The sequence below is a fragment of the Weissella viridescens genome (assembly GCF_003862435.1).
GTDB lineage: Bacteria > Bacillota > Bacilli > Lactobacillales > Lactobacillaceae > Weissella > Weissella viridescens_A.
On sequence record NZ_RHGY01000001.1, the window covers coordinates 408987 to 429508 of the forward strand.

Below are 20522 nucleotides of genomic sequence, written 5' to 3' on the forward strand. Positions count from 1 at the left end.
TGGGCTTTTAAGGTTCAGCTGATATTGAAAGTATACAGTGGGGATGAAATGTTATGGTAAAAAGGCTATAATGAAAAGCAACTATAAATTTTTGAATAGAGGAAGACTTAATATATGGAATATTTACTCGCGTACTTAAATGAAAGTAATGGTTTTAAATTTGGGAAGTTATTCCAATTTAAAGGCACACTTGATCGTAAAAGTTTCTTTATCGGTGGACTAGCTTGGATCGTTTTGGTGTCATTGATTATGACGCCACTCTTTTACCTAGGTTTGTTCCTGGTTTCAATTAGCGGTATGGCAATGCAATCAGTCTTTGCGATTGTTGCCGTAATCTTTTTGATTATCTTTATCGGATTGTTTATCCAAGCATTGGCTGCGATGGCTCGTCGTCTTGGATCTGCCGGTGTATCAAAGTACTTCCTATTTTTCATTTTGATTCCATTCATTGGACCAATGATTTTGCTATGGGAATTCATTAAAGAGGACCAATTCACGGTTGTCACAGATACAACGGAGGATTAACTCATGGAGTATTTAAAACAGTATTTAAACCAAACTGATGGTCTATATGCCTTCAGTGGTCGGCTTAGCCGAAGCGGTTTCTTTATCGGACAATTGTTATTGATGGTTTTCATTTCAATGGTGACGATTCCGATTGCGTATTTCTTGGCAATTTATGCGCCACAACTTGTCGTTGATGCGGGTAAGTCACTACCAATTTGGGTCGGCATTATTGTTGCCATTTATGTGTTTGTTTACTTGAATGTTTTAGTCATCAACATTGCAGCCATGACGCGTCGTTTCCGTGATGCCCACGTTTCATTCTACAATTTCTTTTGGATGCTTTTGCCATTTATCGGTACCGCCGTGCTATTTTGCCAATTGATCCGTCGTCCAGTGGAGGTACAAAATGACTAAAAAGATGCGTATTAGTTTAGTTGTCTTAATCTCCCTCATTTTGGCGGCTGGTGCTGGTTTCATGGCATCAACGCAAACGAAGGCGATTGAAAGTTTCTTGCAAGTAGAGCCCGTAAATGTGGCCTCAACTAAGCAAATTACTGATACATTGGCACCAGGAGTCCGTAAGGCTGGCCAGAATGAAGCTGCTGAGATTCAAAAGCTAGGTAAGCAATCAAAGACTTGGGTTGGTAATAACAAGGGTGGATACTTCCAAGTAACTGATTTTGGCAAGCGTTCAGATGTTGTTGCTGGTCAGGTGAATAATGGTTTGGCACAAACGGGTCAATTTACGCAGACTTATGCGTTGAAGGGACCTCAAATCTTTATCGCTGATACCAAGTATGCGGCCAATTCACAAAACGTCCAAATGGTTGGACATGATGTTGGTACCTTTGCGGGTCAAATGTTGCAACAATTGCCTCAGCTTTCAAATATGACTGCTAAGCAAATCAACAAGGACTTCGTTGTTGTTGCTGGTTACAGTGATTCAGCAGATGCTAAGAAGGGTCAAGTGAAGGAATATATCTCATTTGTCTTCACCCGTGACCAATATGGTAATCTGCACATGATTTCAGTTGAGAGTCGTCAAGACAAGGCGAGCGTTGCCAAGAATATTGCTACATTAAGCAATATTGGACATACGTATACTGGAAGCAAGCCTGACAATGTTTCATTTGCCAAGCATGTTGAAAAATAGTTTGATGAAAAGACTGCCACTGGTGGTCTTTTTTGTTATACTCATCAAAAAGCGAGGAAATGCAAGATGTGGATGACAACTCAGAATAAACTCACTGCACATGAAGTGAAACAAGTGCATGCGTTGATGCATCAAGTACATCACGTTGATCGTACGTTTAAAGAGCCGTATCTTAGTAATCAATATAATTATTTTCCTGGAATGCCAACCTTTATCTTGGTTTATGATAGTGCGTCGCAGTTAGCAGGTTTTACGATGATTTATGCCGATGAAGCCCCACAAGGCGGTGAGGTCGACTTAATTGTGAATGTATCGCCCGCACAACGTAACCAAGGGATTGGACGCATGATGCTCAATCGGGCCCGGGCGATTTTAGATGATTTTGGATACAAATCGATTAATTACATTACGGAGCAAGTCTTTTTAGATGCCAATCCAACTTTTGTCACAAAGTGGCAGATGCAAGTAACAGATGTTGAATATCAGATGCATCTGGCAAAATTAACACCGATGACAAAGCCCGAAACGGCAATGGTGCGGTCCATGCAAACCGCTGACGTTCCAGCATTGGTCCCAAGCTATAATGAAGCTTTCGGTGAGGCATCATCTGAAAGCGCCCAGCGCTATCTCATGGAGAGCTTGCGTGATCCGACGATTGCTAGTTATGTGTTAGAAGTATCAGGAGTACCGGTGGGATATTGTGCAATTGATATTGATCAGTTTGCGTATATCTTTGGTGTATTTGTTGATGCGGCGTACCGCAATCGGGGCTATGGCCAATTTTTGATAACTGAGGCTATTGCTCAGGTACAGGCCCAGGGGTGGCAGCGTGTGGTGACTGGTGTAGAAGGAGATAATCAAGCCGCGCATCGTTTGTATGAACGGGTTGGTTTTCAAGATGAGACGCAAATCGTGACGTTAAAATCGAAAAATTTTTAAATTTAAGGTTCGTTTCTGGTCTATTTAACTTTCTTTTATAACTCTAACGGCATAATAAGGTCATAGGGTTAGCAATGACCCTATCAATAAACTAAATTGTCTTGATCACACTCATGACAGTTTTAAACTATTGTGTACGAAGGGCTTACATACGAAAACTAACTTATTCATAAACTACTCCTACTCCTAAAAATAAATGTATGTAAGTCTATGACGTCTAGTACTCCCAATACTAGGCGTCTTTCTTTTGATCAAATTTTGACTTATGTGACGGAAACGTTTAGGCTAAGAGCAAGTAAAAAAATGGAGGTTGACGTATGCAATATGACTATGACGTGGTGATCATCGGTGGCGGTCCAGCAGGGCAACAAGTTGCCTATGGTTTAGCCAATGACAAACGTATTTTAATTGTTGAAAACGATTTATGGGGTGGTACTTGTCCCAACCGTGGTTGTGATCCTAAAAAGATGTTGTACGGTGTCGTTGAAGCGAAGCGTCAAGCTGATTTATATCAGAAGGTTGGCTTGCCTCAATCTCCGTCAATCGATTGGACAGCGATGCTGGGATTTGCTAAAAGTTACACCGATGGTGTTCCAGCAGGAACTGAAGCTGGCCTCCGCGCTGCGAATATTCATCATAATCGCGCAACTGTTAAGTTTTTAGGTGCGCACGCCTTAGACTTGGATGGTGAAGAAATTTCCGCCGATAAGATTGTCATTGCAACTGGCGCCAAAGCAGCGCGTCCGGACGTGCCTGGTCAAGATTTGATGGAAACCAGTGATGATTTCTTTCATCAAATGACGCAACCAAAGAAAATTGCATTGATTGGGGCTGGTTTCGTTGCCGTTGAATTAGCGAATATTGCGGTCACTGCTGGGGTTGAAGTGCATATTTTCCAACACAACGATCATATGTTGAGCGGGTTCCCTCGTGCCTATAGCGATATTGTGGCGGATAACTTGCAAAAAAAGGGGGTAGTCTTCCATTGGAACGCCGAAGTTCAAGCAGTTGACGAAGCCGAACAGTTGCGTGTGACCACCGCAGATGAACAAGTGGCAGGATTTGACCATGTCTATAGTGCAATGGGACGTCCGGCGAATGTGGCTGACTTAGACTTACCGGAGGCTGGCATTGAAATGGCAGTACATGGTGGTATTCAAGTGAATGACCATCTGCAAACGACGGCGGAGAATATCTATGCCGTTGGGGATGTTTCGGCGAGTCCTGCACCGAAGCTAACACCAATTGCGGGATTTGAAGGACAATATGTCGTTGATGTGCTGACTGGTAAAACCACAGACAGCATTGTATATCCGCCGACACCACACACAGTCTTTGCGGGGCCAGAATTATCTCAAGTCGGGGTTAGTCTCGAACAGGCAAAAGCTGCGCCTGACCAATATAAGGTCGTGACGCAAACGTTGGGGAGTTGGTACACGTACAACCGGATTCAAGATAAGACGGCACAAGTATCGGTGATTACTAACCAAGCCGATGGTGTTATTGTGGGTGCGGTTGTTCTGGCAACTGATGCTGAAGAACTCATTAACTACTTCACTGAAATGATTGCGCAAAAGCATACGACGGACGATCTCAAAAAGTGGATTCCAGTGTATCCAAGTGTCGCCAGTGATTTATCATACTTATATGAATAAAATGACCACAGAGCCTTGGCTCTGTTTTTTATTTCAGCCCAAAGTAAGTTCATGCTGGTTAAAGAATATCGACACACGGTGATGAACATAAATTTTGCGTAATTTTTTTATTGAATATGTAAAAATATATTTGTGGATAAAATAAATACTATTTTGGTCAAATGATAATATTAATGTTTGCAATCTTCAAAGTAGGGGCGTAGAATGTACTTTGGCTAAAGGAATCCTTAAGGTACATACCGACAGGTTCCTTGCACTCATACAACTAAATATGCGGAAAGGTGGATTTTTATGAGTGAAGAAGTAAACAACGGCACGGAAGAGCCAAAGAAGTTCAAATTGATTCAATATGCGAACGGGAAGTCGCTTGAGGAATTGAACGGTTCAATTCCAGTGCCAAAGGAATCAGATGCTGGTTTCTTTAAGACCCTACTCCGTTATTCTGGTCCGGGAGCCCTCGTTTCAGTGGGTTACATGGATCCAGGTAACTGGTCAACGTCAATTACCGGTGGTCAAAACTTCGGTTATCTATTGATGTCTGTTATCTTACTATCAAGTTTAATTGCGATGCTTTTGCAATACATGGCAGCTAAACTGGGTATTGTGACACAGATGGATTTGGCGCAAGCGATTCGCGCCCGGACAAGTAAAACCTTAGGGGTTATCCTCTGGATCTTGACCGAGTTAGCCATTATGGCCACAGATATTGCCGAAGTTATTGGAGCGGCGATTGCCCTGTATCTTTTGTTTGGAATTCCATTAATTGTCGCGGTATTCATTACCGTTTTGGATGTATTCGTTTTGCTATTATTAACAAAAGTCGGATTCCGAAAGATTGAAGCAATTGTTGTCGCCTTGATTTTGGTGATCTTGTTCGTCTTCATTTATGAAGTCGCATTGTCAGACCCTAATTGGGGAGCCGTGATTGGTGGTTTGGTACCATCAACTGAAGCTTTCTCAACGAAGGAAGTTAACGGTATGACAGCCTTGAGTGGTTCATTGGGAATCATCGGAGCCACAGTGATGCCCCACAACTTGTACTTGCACTCAGCCATCTCACAAACACGTAAGATTGACCACAATGATGAAGAATCAGTTGCACAAACAGTGCGTTTTAGCACTTGGGACTCAAACATCTCATTGACAGCAGCTTTCTTCGTTAACGCCCTTTTGCTTATCATGGGTGTGGCTGTGTTCAAGAGTGGTGCGGTTCAAGATCCATCATTCTTCGGTTTGTACCACGCTTTGTCAGATAGCTCAATGTTAAGTAACCCAGTTTTGATTAGCGTTGCCAAATCCGGTGCGCTGTCAGTATTGTTCGCCGTGGCTTTGTTGGCTTCTGGTCAGAACTCTACCATTACTGGTACATTGACAGGACAAGTTATCATGGAGGGATTCATCCACATGCGCATGCCAATGTGGGCACGTCGTCTAATCACGCGTTTGCTTGCGGTTGTGCCGGTTGTGATGTGTGTCTTGATGACTGCGAACCAACCTGAACTACAACAACACGAAGCGTTGAACACGTTGATGAATAACTCACAAGTGTTCTTGGCCTTCGCCTTGCCATTCTCAATGTTGCCATTGTTGATGATGACAGACAGTAGCGTTGAAATGGGAGATCGTTTCAAGAATACGATTATTATTCGTATCTTAGGTTGGATTTCAGTTTTGGCCCTAACAATCTTGAACTTGTACGGATTGTTCGGTAAAGCTGGTTCAATTGCCGCCTTCTTCGGTGACAACCTAACTGGTAACCAAATCACTGATGCCAACATCATTGCTGCGGTTGCAACCATCTTAGTTTTGGCATTGCTTGCTTGGACGATTTACGAATTGTATCGTGGAAACCGTCGTTACGCAGCACAACTTGCTGAAGCTAATGCAGCTGAATCAACACAAAAGTAATTTATGAATTAACGCGCACTTAACGGTGCGTGTTTTTTTATGAAAAAAAGCACATAAAAAAAGAACCAGCATAGGCTGATTCCTTTTTTAGCCGTCAGATTAGTGACGCTTCTTTAAGATACCACCAAGACCAAGGGTTCCGATAAGAACACCAAGACCAGTAAGGGCAGCTTCTTGATCACTACCTGTATTTGGCAATGTCTTTGCTGCTGGTGTGTTTTGCTCTGCTTGTGTAGAAACAACCGGTGTTGCTGTTGGCATGCTTGTCGCAGCTTCTGAGACGCTGTTATTAACATTTGCTTCAGGGGCAACAGGTGTTTGTTCAGTCATGCTACCACTTTGTTCTGAAACTGAAGGAGCTTGTGATCCTGATTCAGGTTGCGTTGGTTGCGCTGGCTTAGCATCGCTTTCAGGATTTTGGGCTTGTCCGCTTTGTGATGCTTCTTGAGATTGTGATCCAGCTGATTGTGAGTCTTGAGATTGGGAACCTTGTGACTGTGAATCAGGTGTTTGAGATTCTGGTGCCTTTACTCGAGGCAAGTCAGCGGTGTTAAATTCAACATCGAATGATTGAGGCATCTTTGTTGTCCCGAACACAATAAGGACTTTTCCGGCTAGCGTACGAGAAAGATCACTTGTTGGAATGTTAAATGTCCAAGATTTTCCATCACTATTGAGTGTACCTTCAACTCCGCCGATTGAAAATTCCTTAATTAATGAGGCAGACATTTCATCAGTGGCAGATATAATTACTTGAGATTGATTACCATTTACCGTGATTTTTACACCAGTCAGAAGGTTACTGTTCATACCAGGTGAAAGAATGTGGGTACCTGGCTTGTAATAATTAGCTGTTGTGTCATATGAGCCATTGGCGATAGGACCCTTTTTTGCTTCGTCAGTTTGACGTTGAGAGGCTGAAGCTGAAATTGAGGCCGAATCAGCAACTGACATTGATGCACGAACTGAATCAGCAATTGATTGAGAAGCTGCAGCAGATTGAGAAGCTGCCATCGATTGTGAATTTGCAATTGAGTCTGCAATTGATTGAGAAGCTGCAGTTGATTGAGAAGCTGCAATAGAATCTGCTTGTGATTGTGAGATTGAAGCAGATTGAGAATTAGATAGTGATTGTTGCGGTGTGAGGACGCTACTCATATCGAGTAAGATATCAACATCTGGAGTTTCAGTTATGGTTTTCGTTCCAATCGTGTAAGTAATTGAAAGATGACCATTAAGTACATTATCCAGTTGGTCAGTTGTTAAGTTAAATACAAAATTATCACCTTGACGCGTCCCAGTAACACCATTAATTGTAAATGAGTTAATCATGTCAGCATCTTCAGGACTTGCGGCAGATAGGGTCAGAATAGCTTGGTTACCCTTAATGGTTACAGAGCTCTTATCGCCCATGTAATTTTGCATTGTAGATGGTTCAGTGGTTCCCTTCTTCTTATATGAATTTGAGGTATCAAGTGGGTATGTACCATCTGCGTACTTATCAGTTGAAGCAGCAGTACTGGTTGCTAGTACCTTAACTTGACCGCTTACTAGTGACGTCGCTGTGCTTGTTGAAGTAGCTGCGCTAGTTGAAACCGCAGTGGTTGATGCTGAGGTGGTACTTTGTGAAGCAGCGGCAGAAGCACTAACTGATTGAGAAGCAGAAGCACTTGTTGCATCTGTTGTTGATGCTGACGTAGCAACTGAAGTGCTTGCTGAAACTGGTGCAGTTGCATCTGTTGTTGATCCAGCTGAAAGGGTAACCGTATTATTGGTTGTTGTGGTTGAACCTTGTTGGACTGTTCCTTGGGCAGGCGCAGTCGTGTCCACGTCATCGGCGTGGGCGTTGGTTGCGTTAGCACCAACTAAGGCTGTTGAAAAAAGTGTTCCAACCAATGCTGAAACCCAAAGCTTTCCAGACTTAAACATCTTAACGTGTTCTTTTGACTCGTTCATTATAATTCCCTCCAAATGAAAAATAGACACAATTCAATATATGTCATTTATTTTAACAAAAAAATTGGTATAAGTCTCTACTTTTTGGGACTTAATTTAGATTCACTCTAGCTTAAACAAAGCTTAAAGTGCGACGCTATCCGTGCTGTCACATTTAACAATGTATTTAAATCATCAATATTAATGGAAGGTTTCACCAAATCGCTGACGTTTTATGGTCAATTTAACCCAAAATCACGTATGATATAGGTAATAAATTTGTTTATGGGAGGCACAAATGCCAAAAGATAAATATACATTAGCGAACCGAACAATTGATGGGTTGATTAAGTTGCCCATGGTCCGTGTGAATCGCAAAAACTTTTTGAAAACACAATTCAAGGATGATGAAAACTTAAAGGGGATTCTAAAAAATGGTCCACAGGCATACTACTCTGCAAATGAGTTGCGAGATAGGGCGGATCTTTTAATTAAAGATAATGTGACCAAAGCTGCTTCTGCTTCTGTCTTGGCCGGTCTGCCTAGTAATCCACTGATTATGCTCGGCACTGGGGCCGCTGATATTGCGCAGTACTTTGGATTAGCCTTACGCATGGCACAACAATTAGCGTACCTTTTTGGTGAAGATGATCTATTTAACCCGAAAAGTCATTTAAGTGAGGTCGAACGTGGTCGATTGCTTGGCCTCTTAGGTGCGATGTTTGGTGTTTCGGGTGCGACATCACTGATTTACTTAGGATCACAAAAAATGGCGGAGCCAATTGGAAATAAAATTGCCGGTAAAGCGGTTTTAGAAGGTGTTAAACATCCGATGATGAAAAAAGTCGGGAGTACGGTAGGGCATAAAATCAGCCACCAAACCCTAGGGCAAACCATGACCAAAGCTGTGCCGCTTGTTGGTGGCGTGACATCCGGGGTGATTACGTATGTTACTTTTAAACCAATGGGGCAACGATTGGCGAATCTCTTAGCGGATAATCTTGCAGCGCAACAAGCACAAACGGAAACGGGCAAGCAATCGGAGAAACCAAAATGAACGCAGATACGTTAGACATTGTTAACTTTCGTGATATTGGGGGCAAAACTGGTGAGGCTGGAACCTTAAAGCCGGGGATTTTTTATCGCAGTGCCCAACTAGATCGACTTGACCAAACGCAAATTAAGGCGTTGCAACAAGATAAGCATATTCAGCATATCTATGATTTTAGAAGTGATGCTGAAATTGCCGCCAATCCAGATGTCACCATTCCGGGGGCAGAGTATCAACACATCGATATTTTAGGTGCTGGTAGTGGCGTGCCAAGTTTTGACATGATGCTAAAAAACGCTAAAAATAGCTTTAATTTTATGATGGAAACCTATTCAGATTTGGTCCTGGATTCGGAGGCGCAAGCACGATACCATGAATTTTTCATGGCTATTTTAAATGATGATACCCCGCTGATTTTCCATTGTTTTGCTGGAAAAGATCGAACTGGCTTTGCCGCTGCAGTTATTTTGAAAATGGCGGGAATTGACCATCAACAAATTATGGATGATTATTTACGCACGAATGAAATGCGTAAACAAGCAAATCAAGAGACGATGGAAGCGATTAAGTCACATCTAAACGTAGCTGAGCAGGATCTCGCTGGGCTGCAGACACTACTTGAAGTCGATGCACGTTACCTTGAACATGCTGTAGCAGTTATGCGTACAAAGTTTGGAAGTTTTGACAACTATTTAACGCAAGGATTACATTTACCTGAAGACTATGTACAACACTTTCAAAGAAGGTTTGTTGTTTAGTTACATACGCGAATTTGCTTAATTGAAGTGAATTTTGCATGACGTTTTGAAAGAAATTGTAAAGAAGACAGGCTACTAGGGGATTTACCTAAGAGGCTGGGCGCATTAATGATATAATGAGATAAATTTTACAATAATTAGGAGTCGGTATGTTTAAAGGTAAAAATTGGTGGAGTCGCAACTTACTTGTGTACTTGGCCGTATTCTTAGTCGTCTTAGGCTTGCTTTTTGGACCATATTTCTTAACTGGAACGAGTTTTGTTTGGCAAGCTGATAGTATTTCGCAACACGTGCCAGCTTTGGTTCACTGGCAAAATGATTTAAAGCACTTATTAGCTACTGGTCAATGGCCGGCCCAATGGAATTTTCAGTTGGGAATAGGTGCAGACTACTATCAAACGTTTGCTTACTATACACTAGGTGATATTTTCACATATGGTGTCGCCTTCGTGAGCCAAGCGCATTTAATGGCTTACTACAATATCATGATTGTTGTGCGGATTTTCTTAGCAGGGATTGCTTTTTTAGTTGCACTACATCATTTTACAGATTCACGGAATCCTTGGATTAATGTCACGGGAGCACTTGCCTATGTCTTTACGGGATATATGGCTTTGTCGGCTTTCTCACATCCTTATTTTGTAAACCCATTAATTATTTTCCCACTATTGATTGTCGCCATTGACAATCTTTTGAATCCGGAAAAACCTAAGTCAAAGTATCTATACTTTATTATTATGGTTGCTTGGACGCTTTGGAATAATTACTACTTTGCATTTATCATGGCTTTGGGAGCGTTGATTTTCTTTGTTGTTAAAACAACGGTTGATAAGCAATGGTTGAAGTTAACATATTGGTTGAAGATTATTCTTCCAACGATTATTGCACTTTTGATTCCAATGGCACTCTTCTTGCCAGGATTAATGGGGCTCTTTACCTCAGCCAGAACCAATCCGGTTTTTGCAAACGGATTATTCTTGTACCCATTGAGCTATTACCTTGAGCTACCCGCCACATTCATTACGAATGTACCCGGATCTAGTTTTTGGTTAACGGGTGGGTTTTCGGTCTTGTGTAGTATGGGTGCCATTTACACGTTACGCCGGTTTAAGACATATCCAGTTCTAAACAGTGTGCTTGTGATTAGCATGATTATGCTCCTTTCACCAGTTTTTGCTGCTGTAATGAATGGGGCATCATCACCTTCAAACCGATGGACCTTTATGTTTACGCTACCAATGGCGTTAACGGTACCTATTCTATTGAATAACCTAAAACAAATGACGAACCGCGACTTCTATTGGATAATTGGATTCTTTGGCGTTGCGTTCCTATCATTGTTTTACACGTTTAATTTCAATTTTGGTTCAAAGTATGCAACGGTGCTGTTCATTGGCTTTGCAATGCTTGTCTTAGTTTACGTTACACGCCGTCATCCAGCTGGGTTGTATGCCATCGTTTTGTTAGCGATGTTTAATGCACTCACAGTGATGCAACAAAATCGAACGATTGATCTTGATCCTACCCAATCTAATTTGCTCCCAACCAAAAAGGTTGAGAAGTTAATTGGCAACCAATCAAAGTACTTTGATGAAAATAAGGGCGAGACCGTTCGCACGGATGACGGGTCAACACTGGATACAGCGGATTCACTTCAAAAAAATGCTTCATTGAATCGCTCATATATTCAGTCACCACTTGGAAATATTTCTGGGATGATTTCGCCAGCTGCTAACTTAGCCATGAATGGTTCAGCACATAGCATCGAAACATACTGGTCATATGAAAATGGGGCGCCAGCTAAGTTATTTAATAATATTCAATTACTTGGAAACAGTAATAACGATATTACCGGGAACTTTGATCGTCGCGCCGTCATTTCTAATGTCATGGGCATTAAGTATTGGTTTGTCAATAATGGTGGAGCAAATCCACCGGCAACATATAAGCCAATTAGTGACAAAAAGATTAATAATCAGACGGTTACAAAGAGTGACGATGTGTATCCACTTGCTTATACGACGGATCAAGTTGTTTCAACAAAGACTTTTAATCAAGCTTCCCCTACAAAGAAGGAAGCCTATGTTGCACAAGGCGCGGTCACAAATGCCTTGCCTGAAAGCACAACAGCAAATCAATTTGCGAATCAAGTTAAGTCGGTAAAGATTAAAAAGTCGGCTGATGGCAAGGCGACGCAAACTGTCCACTATCGTTTTACCTCAAGGAATGGTGCTGAGCCAACCGGAATTTATTTGCCAGCAAATGCTGATTTAGCCGGTAACGAAGTTCATCTTGAAGTTAAGAACCTGAAGTTCAAGCCGTTCTCGCTTTATCAAAAAGCAACATACGCCACGAACGCTTATAAGGGTAAGACAAGACAAGCGGCGGAAGCTGATGGCAAGACGGATTATACAACGAATACCAAAGCGTTTAAGTTTAATTGGCTTAGAAATCATGCGAATAGCATTGGTAAGTTCGTTGATGGTTATCGTGTGACGGCTAAGTATGGTCGAACAGAACGTATTTTTGGTCAACGCGGCCAAAATAACTTGTCTTACTATTCGCCAGCTAAAGACGCAACCTTAAATATGGGGCCAGCTAAGGGAACATCACAACAACAATTTATTCCGTTTAGCTTTGATACCCTTGGTACCTATAGCTTTGACGTTAATGTTAAGACGATTCCAGTTGATCAACGCTTTGACGCCGTTGCGCATCAAGCACAAGCGAATGCCGTTCCGTTAGATATCAAGCGTGATGCCATCACGGGTACGGTTAACGTGAAAAAACCACAAATCTTAGTTACGTCAATTCCGTATTCAACGGGTTGGCAATCAGATCACAATGACATTATCAATGTGAATGATGGTTTTGTGGGGATTAAATTGAAGACAGGTACAAATCACTTGAATCTGAAGTATCAAACACCAGGACTCCACTTGGGACTTATTCTAAGTGTTGTTGGGATTGTTTTGTTACTCATTTTCTCAATTGTTCTTTTCTTTATTTAATAGAAATGATTACTAAATAAAACCACTAAGTTGAACGCTAGCTTAGTGGTTTTTATTTTTGTAAATGATTTGTTTACGTGTTATTTACACAAAACCCACGAAACTTACGGTGCTTGTACATTGGTTCGCTATACTAGGTTTTGTTGAAAGGGATTGAAACTTCTAATACATGCTACTACTACTACTACTACTATGAACAATTCTTTATGACTTCAATCGCTTTCAACATTAATTTTAAAAGGAGATACTTTCATGAAAAGTACATTAATTAAAACAACCCTTGGTGTGAGCGTTTTGGCTGCAGCAACACTACTTGGTGGTGCTACAGTGGCAAATGCTGATAGTAAAGTGATGGCAGTTGGTTCAACTGCTTTGCAACCATTAGCCCAAGAGGCTGGTGAAAAGTTTGGCGAAAAGAACAGTGGTGTCAGCGTCAACGTGCAAGGTGGTGGTTCAGGTGCTGGTCTTAGCCAAGTTGGTAAGGGATCAATTGATGTCGGAAATTCTGATATCTTTGCTTCACAAAAGAAGGGTGTTGATGCGTCAAAGCTTCAAGATCACCAAGTTGCAGCAGTTGGGATTGCACCAGTTGTCAACAAGGATGTTTCAGTTAAGAACTTGTCATCAAAGCAATTAAAAGAAATCTTCACTGGTAAAATTACAAACTGGAAGGAGGTTGGCGGTAAGGACGAAAAGATTGTCCTTGTCAACCGTGCCCAAGGTTCTGGAACACGGTTTACCTTCGAACAAAATGTCTTGGACGGTAAGTCAGCGAAGACTTCACAAGAACAAGATGATAATGGTGCCGTACAAAAGATTGTCGGACAAACACCAGGGGCAATTTCATACTTAGCCTTCTCATATACGCAAGGGAATGCCGCAAGTAAAATTAAGACGATTAGTGTCGATAAGGTTAAGCCAACCGACAAAAACGTCGCTGATAATAAGTGGAAGATCTGGGCTTACGAGCACATGTACACCACTAAGAACCCAAGCAAGGATACAAAGAAGTATATCGACTTTGTTAAGTCAGATGATATGAAGAAGACAACCAAGAAGCTTGGTTACATTCCAATGTCAGATATGAAGGTTCAAAAAGACGATAAGAATAAGGTTACAAAGTTAGATAAGTAAAACAAAAAAGCTCAGGCGCACTGCGACCTGAGCTTTTTTATGGGGTTAATTCATTAAGGGTTGAAGCAATACCTTTGATTGTTAATTCATCCAGTAGTTGTGCTAATTCATTTGGCGTACTAGTCGGTTTTTTTAGCCATTGTCGGACGACACCAAAGGCAGCTGAAGCCGCATAGTGGCCGATGAATTCAGCTTTGGGCGCCTCGGATTGTGGGAGATTGTAAAGTGTTTGGAACCCAAGTTGCGTTAATTGGTAGATGCGATCATACAGTTTGTTTTCGAATGTTAAGTCTCCATTTGTGCCAAGCATTGCGTTGATAAAAGGGGCATGTTTCATGAATATTTTGAGTAGCGCCAAGCGATAGTCGGCGAAACTGGTCGTATCAATTTTAAGATTTGGTTCATCGGAAATGTATTGCTTGAAAGCTGTTGCCATTTCGTCAAATATCTCATTTTCAGCCTGGTTGAGTAAATCATATTTATCTTCAAAATGTCGATAGAAGGTAGCGCGGTGAACTTGCGCCTGTTCTACGATATCAGTGACGCTGATTTGATTGAGATCTTGTTGCGCCAACAATTGAATACAAGCATCAAGTAAATTTTGGCGTGTTTTTTTAACTTTTTGACTTGGCATGGGTGCTCCCTCTTGAAATGCGACACATCGTCGTGTTTTGTATCTCGTTTTTTGTTCAACCACATTATACAATAAATGAGGTTAATAAAGCGACAGAGTGTCGAAAAAAGGAGTGGACGCATGTTTAAAAATAAATTTTATATCTTCTCATTAATTGTTGGATTGGTCCTTGCCCTTATTTTGGTAGTGGCACAATTTCCAACAGCCCGACCAGTGGCTAAGAACATTCCAATTGTCATGGTCAATGAAGATCAAGGTCCAATGGGGCAAAAGGTGGCAGATAAATTAACGGACATTACAAAAATAGGTACAGGGAGTCAAGCGACGACGCTTAAATGGACTCATAAGCCAACTGAAAAAGCTGTTAAACAGGCCATGAATCAAGAAAAGTATTATGGAGCAATTGTCATTCCAAAAGACTTCACGCAAAAAATGCGGGGTGTTTCTAAAACGGGTGAACCTGTTCAAGTTGAGGTGCTCATCAATCAAGCCAAGAATGCCACTTTAGCAAACAATGTCCAAGTGATGCTAACGGGGATGGTGACAAAAATGAGTGCTGGAATGGGGCTGACCATGTTACAACAGCTACAACAAAATCAGGTGCCGCTTCAGATGGTAAATACAGAAGCACTTACAAATCCTATTGTCCCAAAGGTTAGCGTTCAGCATAGCGTCAAAGAAAAGAATTCAGCAAGTAGTGCTTATTTCCAACCACTTTGGATGGCCAGTTTATTTGCAACGTTCCTAGTCTTTACGGCTGGTAAAGCGGTCAAAATCAAGCAGCAGCGTCAGCTCTGGCAATTACGTCTGGGACAAATTGGTTTTCTAACTGTTACGGCAGCCATTGTGGGGGTGGCAACAACAGGGCTTGTAACGCACATTTTAAATTATACCTACGATGATTTTGGGAAAATCGCAATATTTAGCATGATTGCAGCAGGTGCGTTCATGTTTATCATGTTTGGTTTAGAAATGTGGCTTGGATTTGCTGCGCTACCAATTATCGCATTGCTCATGCTTTTCTCAGCACCATTGATGCAACTTGCTCCTGAGATGATTCCGGCTGTATATCATGATTGGTTATTGCCTTGGCTCCCAATTCGTTTTTTGCTGGACGGCGCAAAAAGTATTGTATATTATCAAGCTAACCTATTTAATACAAACACATTTAAATTAGTTGTGGTAGGTGCAGTTGGTTTAGGTTTGATTTTCCTATCAATCAGTAAAGATTGGTGGTTAACTAAGCGTCGTAGCACGAAATAAAATCGAGAGAGACGATTGAGAGTCTAACTGACTTTTAATCGTTTTTTGTTGGTTGGAGCTTTGCTAAAAAAGGACTATACTTGAATTAATCAAAACAAAAGGATGGTAAGGAAGATGACAGATAGAATTCATGGTTCATGTACAACGGTATTAGTTGGAAAAAATGCCTCAATCGATGGATCAACCTTGATTGCACGAAATGATGATGGGCACGAGGCCTTAGATCCACAACAATTTACCGTTGTGAACCCAGACCAACAACCGCGCCACTATACGTCGGTATTGAGCCAAGTATCTGTTGATTTACCGGATAATCCAATGCGTTATACGTCAATGCCCAATGCAGTGTTGACTGACGGCATCTGGCCAGCGGCTGGAATTAATGCTGAAAATGTTGCGATGACAGCAACTGAAACGATTACGACTAATCCACGAATTCAAGCCATTGATCCATTTGTCGATGGTGGTATTGGCGAAGAAGATATCGTGACATTGGTTTTGCCATACATTCACTCTGCACGTGAAGGGGTTGAACGCTTAGGGCAATTGCTTGAGACATATGGCACATATGAACCAAACGGAATTGCTTTCTCAGATGGGCAAGAAGTTTGGTGGTTAGAGACCATTGGTGGTCATCACTGGGCTGCGGTTCGGATTCCGGATGATGCGTACGTGGTTGCAGCAAACCGAATGAGTATTGATGACTTTGATTTTAACGCCAGTGATACCTTGGCTTCTGCTGATTTGAAGACGCTCATTGACGATAATGATTTAAATCCTGATTTTGAGGGCTACAATTTACGTCACGTTTTCGGATCAGCATCAATTAAGGATACAGTCTACAACAACCCACGTGTTTGGTATGGTCAACGTTATTTCACACCATCAGAAGAACGTGAACCACAAGACCAAGATTTGCCTTTCATCATGCATGCCGACCGTAAGATTAGTGTTGAAGATGTGAAGTTTGTCTTGAGTGCCCATTACGAAAACACAAAATATGATCCATATGGTAATGGTAGTGAGAGTGACCGCAAACTGTTCCGTTCAATTGGGTTGAATCGTAATCACAACGTTCATATCTTGCAAATTCGGAATGGTGTGCCTGATGCGATTGCTGGTGTTCACTGGCTAGCCTTTGGAGCTAATACCTTTAATACGGTAGTGCCATTCTATGCAAATGTCACCGACACACCAGCCGCCTTCCGTGATGCAAGTGCGACCTTCGATTTGAACAACATGTATTGGTTAAGCTGTACGACGGCGCTGTTGGGTGATACCAACTATGACCTCTACGTTGATTTACGCAATACGTATGAATTAGAAGCGATGTCTGCTTACCGCAGTATCCAACGTCAGGCTGATGCAGCTGTCACAGCAGGCGGGGATGTTGCTGAAATCTTGACTAAGGCGAACCAAGACCTTGCTGATGAAGCTTTGAAACGTCAAACAAAGTTACTTGGTGAAATGGTTAATCTAGGGTCAGCTAATATGACGCTACGTTACAATTTAAATGATTAAACGCGAAAGCTAGTGTTGGAACCCTCCAACCTAGCTTTTTTTTGAACGTACTTTCAAAAATTTAAAAAAAGAACTGAAATCAGGATTTTTTTGAAAAAATACAAAAATTCACTTGTAATTTGTGAAATAAATCCTATACTTAGAGATGTTAAGAAATTATTTATTAGGAAAGGGTATCAGATCATGAATAACGTTAAATCTGTTATGTCTAAACTAGATAACATCAAAATTGATGGAATTGGTTTAGTTGCATATGCGATTATGGCGATCTTGTTAGTGATTATCATTAACATGGGCGTCTTGCCTGACAATATGTTAGGTGCCATTTTTGTCCTCGTCTTGATGGGGGATATTTTCTATTACTTAGGAGCTAACCTACCAGTCTTTAAGACTTACTTAGGTGGTGGAGCCGTATTCACGATGTTTGCCGCTGCCATCCTTGCAACGACGGGTATCGTTCCAGCTAGTGTTGTTAAGACTGCTGGAAACTTTACAAGTAATATGGGATTCATTGATTTCTTCATTGTTTCACTTATTACCAGTTCAATTTTGGCGATGGATCGTAAGATGTTGCTAAAAGCAGCCGTACGTTTCATCCCAGTTGCTTTCCTATCAATGGCCGTTTGTTGGTTTGTTGTTGGATTTGCCGGAATGCTAATGGGAAATGGATTCGTACATTCAGTTATGTACGTTGCCTTCCCAATCATGGCTGGTGGTGTTGGGGCTGGAATCGTCCCATTGTCAAGTATCTATGCCCACGGGCTAGGTGGTTCAGCCGGAACTTACCTATCACAATTGTTCCCAGCCACTGTGCTTGGTAACGTTGTTGCGATTATCGCTGCTGGTGTTGTCTCAAAGACAATGGTTAACAGTAAGTGGAATGGTCACGGTAAGATGATGCGTGATGAAAATGACGCACAAGCTGGTGAGAAGAAAAAGTTGGACTTCAGCAACATGAAGCAACTTGGTGTTGGGTTAATCATGGCGATGTCATTCTACATGATTGGAACTGGTTTGAATGCAGTCTTCCCAAAGATTAACACATACGCTTTCATTATCTTGACGGTTATTGCTGTTAAGGCCCTTGGTATTCTTCCAGAATACTATGAAAACTCAGCCGTATTGTTCGGACAAACCGTCACAACCAATATGACCCACGCTCTATTGGCTGGTGTTGGTTTGTCACTATTGAACTTAAGCGTGCTTGCACACTCATTGAACCTTACATTCGTATTGCTTGTTTTGATTAGTGTTGCCACAATTGGTTTGGCTGCCGGAATCATTGGATACTGGTTCGGATTGTACCCAATTGAATCTGCCATTACTGCTGGATTCTGTAACAACAGTATGGGTGGTGCCGGAAACGTTGCCGTCCTTGCCGCTTCAGATCGTATGAACTTGATTGGTTTCGCACAAATGGGAAATCGTCTTGGTGGAGCCATTATGTTGGTTATCGCTGGATTCTATATTTCATTCTTCCACTAATCATATTCAAAAAAACATTAAACCTATGCGTTATGACATTAACGCATAGGTTTTTTTGTGCTTTGCATGGGGGCTAGGCAGATAAAAGGGTGCGGGGCGATTAATGCGGCCTCATCTAAACAACGTCATCAATCCGGTGTGGGTATTTGTTTTGTAAGATAAGACAGCTACGGTGAACCCCGCGCAGTGGCACAGACGGCCTAATATGCCGAATGATGGTGGGCGGATACAAATACTTATGCCAGAACAATTTTGAGGTACAAAAAAAGTAACTACATGATGCTGCAGTTACTTTTTAAAGATGTGATTAGTGTTCAAAATCAAAACTGGGTTCAGCGTGTTCCAACATATCACGTGACTCTGAATCATCAGGATCAAGGCGGAGCTTCATGAAGTGACCAATGATTTTAATAATAATGAAAGTACCAACCGCGGCCCAAACGATAGCAATGGCAATTCCGGCAAGTTGGGTCCCCATAATCGCTAGGTTACCGTGAATCAAACCGTTTACACCAGACAAGCCTTTATCAGCAAATACTCCGGTAAAGAGTCCACCCAGGATACCACCAAGTCCGTGAGCACCAAAGGCATCAAGGGCATCATCGTAGCCGAAGCGACGCTTAAGTCCGCTAATGGCAAAGAATAAGATTGGGGTTCCAATTAAGATAGTTAGGAAAGTAGCGTTACTTTTAATGAGACCAGCCCCAGGGGTGATTAATACTAGCCCAGTTAAGGCGCCAGTAAAACTACCTGAAAGCGAGATCGTTTTATTCTTGAAATAATCAAGTAAGTTCCAAAGGGTAAAGCCAAGGGCGCCGGCCAAAATGGTATTTAATAGCGCCTGGATGGCTGCTTCGTTAATTGCAAGAGCAGAACCAGCATTGAATCCAAACCAGCCTAGCCAAAGCAAAGCCCCTCCGGCAACGACAGCGGGGACGTTCTTAACAGTGGGCGGCAACATTTCCTTACGGTGACCAATCACGATGGCTAAGACCAAAGCTGAGACACCTGATGAAATGTGGACGACGTCACCACCGGCGAAGTCGAGCACACCGAGCTTTTGAATCAAGCCGCCACCCCAGACCATGTGAGCCAAAGGAACGTAGACGACAAGCATCCAAATCACTGTAAAAATACCAAATGCTTTAAAGTTAATGCGATCAACCACGGCACCGGCGATAATACCGATGGTGATTAATGGAAACATTCCTTGGAAAATAGCAAAGACAGCATCAGGAATCGTTAATCCATGTGTACTGTGGGTAAGTGAAACATTAGCAAAAGCGAAGTCTTTCAGATTACCAATGAAAGCGCCATTACCATTGAAGGCTAAACTATAACCGAAGAGGTACCAGATACCGGTCCCGAAACCAAGCGGTAAGATAACCATCATCATTGTGTTTAACATACTTTTCGATCGCGTCAGCCCACCGTAAAAGAGTGACAAACCAGCTGTCATAATCCATACTAGGAGGGCGGAGAAAAGCACAAAGACTGTGTCTGCAGTGTTCATGTAACGATTCCTTCTTTCTTTTTTTAACTATACCAATTAGTATAGGCGTAAAATG

Annotated in this window: 16 protein-coding genes; 13 read left to right on the top strand and 3 right to left on the bottom strand. The window is 41.9% G+C overall.

Annotated elements, in window-relative coordinates:
* Positions 1–114 precede the first annotated feature (114 nt).
* From D3P96_RS02085 to D3P96_RS02110, 6 genes are all read left to right on the top strand, one after another.
* The gene (locus tag D3P96_RS02085; protein ID WP_124942738.1) at positions 115–525 is read left to right on the top strand and encodes a DUF805 domain-containing protein; all 411 of its coding nucleotides are present in this window, start codon (positions 115–117) and stop codon (positions 523–525) included.
* 3 nt (positions 526–528) lie between these two features.
* The gene (locus D3P96_RS02090; RefSeq protein ID WP_124942739.1) at positions 529–921 is read left to right on the top strand and encodes a DUF805 domain-containing protein; all 393 of its coding nucleotides are present in this window, start codon (positions 529–531) and stop codon (positions 919–921) included.
* Positions 914–1660: a hypothetical protein gene (locus tag D3P96_RS02095; protein WP_124942740.1), complete on the top strand. Its 747-nt coding sequence runs from the start codon at positions 914–916 to the stop codon at positions 1658–1660. Before D3P96_RS02090 ends, D3P96_RS02095 begins: the two co-directional genes overlap by 8 nt.
* Positions 1661–1726: 66 nt before the next feature.
* The gene (locus D3P96_RS02100) at positions 1727–2599 is read left to right on the top strand and encodes a GNAT family N-acetyltransferase (protein ID WP_124942741.1); all 873 of its coding nucleotides are present in this window, start codon (positions 1727–1729) and stop codon (positions 2597–2599) included.
* A 317-nt stretch (positions 2600–2916) separates the two neighbouring features.
* Entirely contained in the window at positions 2917–4254 is a 1338-nt protein-coding gene (locus D3P96_RS02105; RefSeq protein WP_124942742.1) for a dihydrolipoyl dehydrogenase family protein, read from the top strand.
* Positions 4255–4545: 291 nt separating this feature from the next.
* Positions 4546–6162, top strand: coding sequence for an Nramp family divalent metal transporter (locus D3P96_RS02110; protein WP_124942743.1), 1617 nt, complete (start codon positions 4546–4548; stop codon positions 6160–6162).
* A gap of 99 nt (positions 6163–6261) precedes the next feature.
* On the opposite strand, the gene D3P96_RS02115 is transcribed toward D3P96_RS02110, so the two are convergent.
* Positions 6262–8118, bottom strand: a complete 1857-nt coding sequence (locus D3P96_RS02115) for a KxYKxGKxW signal peptide domain-containing protein (RefSeq protein ID WP_124942744.1) — start codon at positions 8116–8118, stop codon at positions 6262–6264.
* A gap of 277 nt (positions 8119–8395) precedes the next feature.
* Here D3P96_RS02115 and D3P96_RS02120 point away from each other — a divergent pair, with 277 nt between their 5' ends.
* From D3P96_RS02120 to D3P96_RS02135, 4 genes are all read left to right on the top strand, one after another.
* The gene (locus tag D3P96_RS02120; protein WP_124942745.1) at positions 8396–9154 is read left to right on the top strand and encodes a hypothetical protein; all 759 of its coding nucleotides are present in this window, start codon (positions 8396–8398) and stop codon (positions 9152–9154) included.
* Positions 9151–9906, top strand: coding sequence for a tyrosine-protein phosphatase (locus D3P96_RS02125; RefSeq protein ID WP_124942746.1), 756 nt, complete (start codon positions 9151–9153; stop codon positions 9904–9906). Before D3P96_RS02120 ends, D3P96_RS02125 begins: the two co-directional genes overlap by 4 nt.
* A gap of 149 nt (positions 9907–10055) precedes the next feature.
* A complete protein-coding gene (locus D3P96_RS02130) occupies positions 10056–12917 on the top strand; it encodes a YfhO family protein (protein WP_124942747.1) in 2862 nt (953 codons plus the stop codon).
* Between the two features lie 252 nt (positions 12918–13169).
* Positions 13170–14051, top strand: a complete 882-nt coding sequence (locus tag D3P96_RS02135) for a phosphate ABC transporter substrate-binding protein (RefSeq protein ID WP_124942748.1) — start codon at positions 13170–13172, stop codon at positions 14049–14051.
* 37 nt (positions 14052–14088) lie between these two features.
* On the opposite strand, the gene D3P96_RS02140 is transcribed toward D3P96_RS02135, so the two are convergent.
* Positions 14089–14685: a TetR/AcrR family transcriptional regulator gene (locus D3P96_RS02140; RefSeq protein ID WP_124942749.1), complete on the bottom strand. Its 597-nt coding sequence runs from the start codon at positions 14683–14685 to the stop codon at positions 14089–14091.
* A gap of 120 nt (positions 14686–14805) precedes the next feature.
* Between D3P96_RS02140 and D3P96_RS02145 the strand changes: the two genes are divergently transcribed.
* The 3 genes from D3P96_RS02145 to D3P96_RS02155 all read left to right on the top strand — a co-directional run bounded on the left by D3P96_RS02145 (position 14806) and on the right by D3P96_RS02155 (position 18954).
* Complete coding sequence (locus D3P96_RS02145) at positions 14806–15948, top strand: YhgE/Pip domain-containing protein (protein ID WP_185696058.1); 1143 nt, start codon at positions 14806–14808, stop codon at positions 15946–15948.
* 114 nt (positions 15949–16062) lie between these two features.
* A complete protein-coding gene (locus tag D3P96_RS02150) occupies positions 16063–17469 on the top strand; it encodes a C69 family dipeptidase (RefSeq protein ID WP_124942751.1) in 1407 nt (468 codons plus the stop codon).
* A 183-nt stretch (positions 17470–17652) separates the two neighbouring features.
* Positions 17653–18954: a 2-hydroxycarboxylate transporter family protein gene (locus D3P96_RS02155; protein WP_244919046.1), complete on the top strand. Its 1302-nt coding sequence runs from the start codon at positions 17653–17655 to the stop codon at positions 18952–18954.
* Positions 18955–19261: 307 nt separating this feature from the next.
* Here D3P96_RS02155 and D3P96_RS02160 read toward each other — a convergent pair whose 3' ends face one another.
* Positions 19262–20467, bottom strand: a complete 1206-nt coding sequence (locus D3P96_RS02160; protein WP_124942752.1) for an ammonium transporter — start codon at positions 20465–20467, stop codon at positions 19262–19264.
* Positions 20468–20522: the final 55 nt, after the last annotated feature.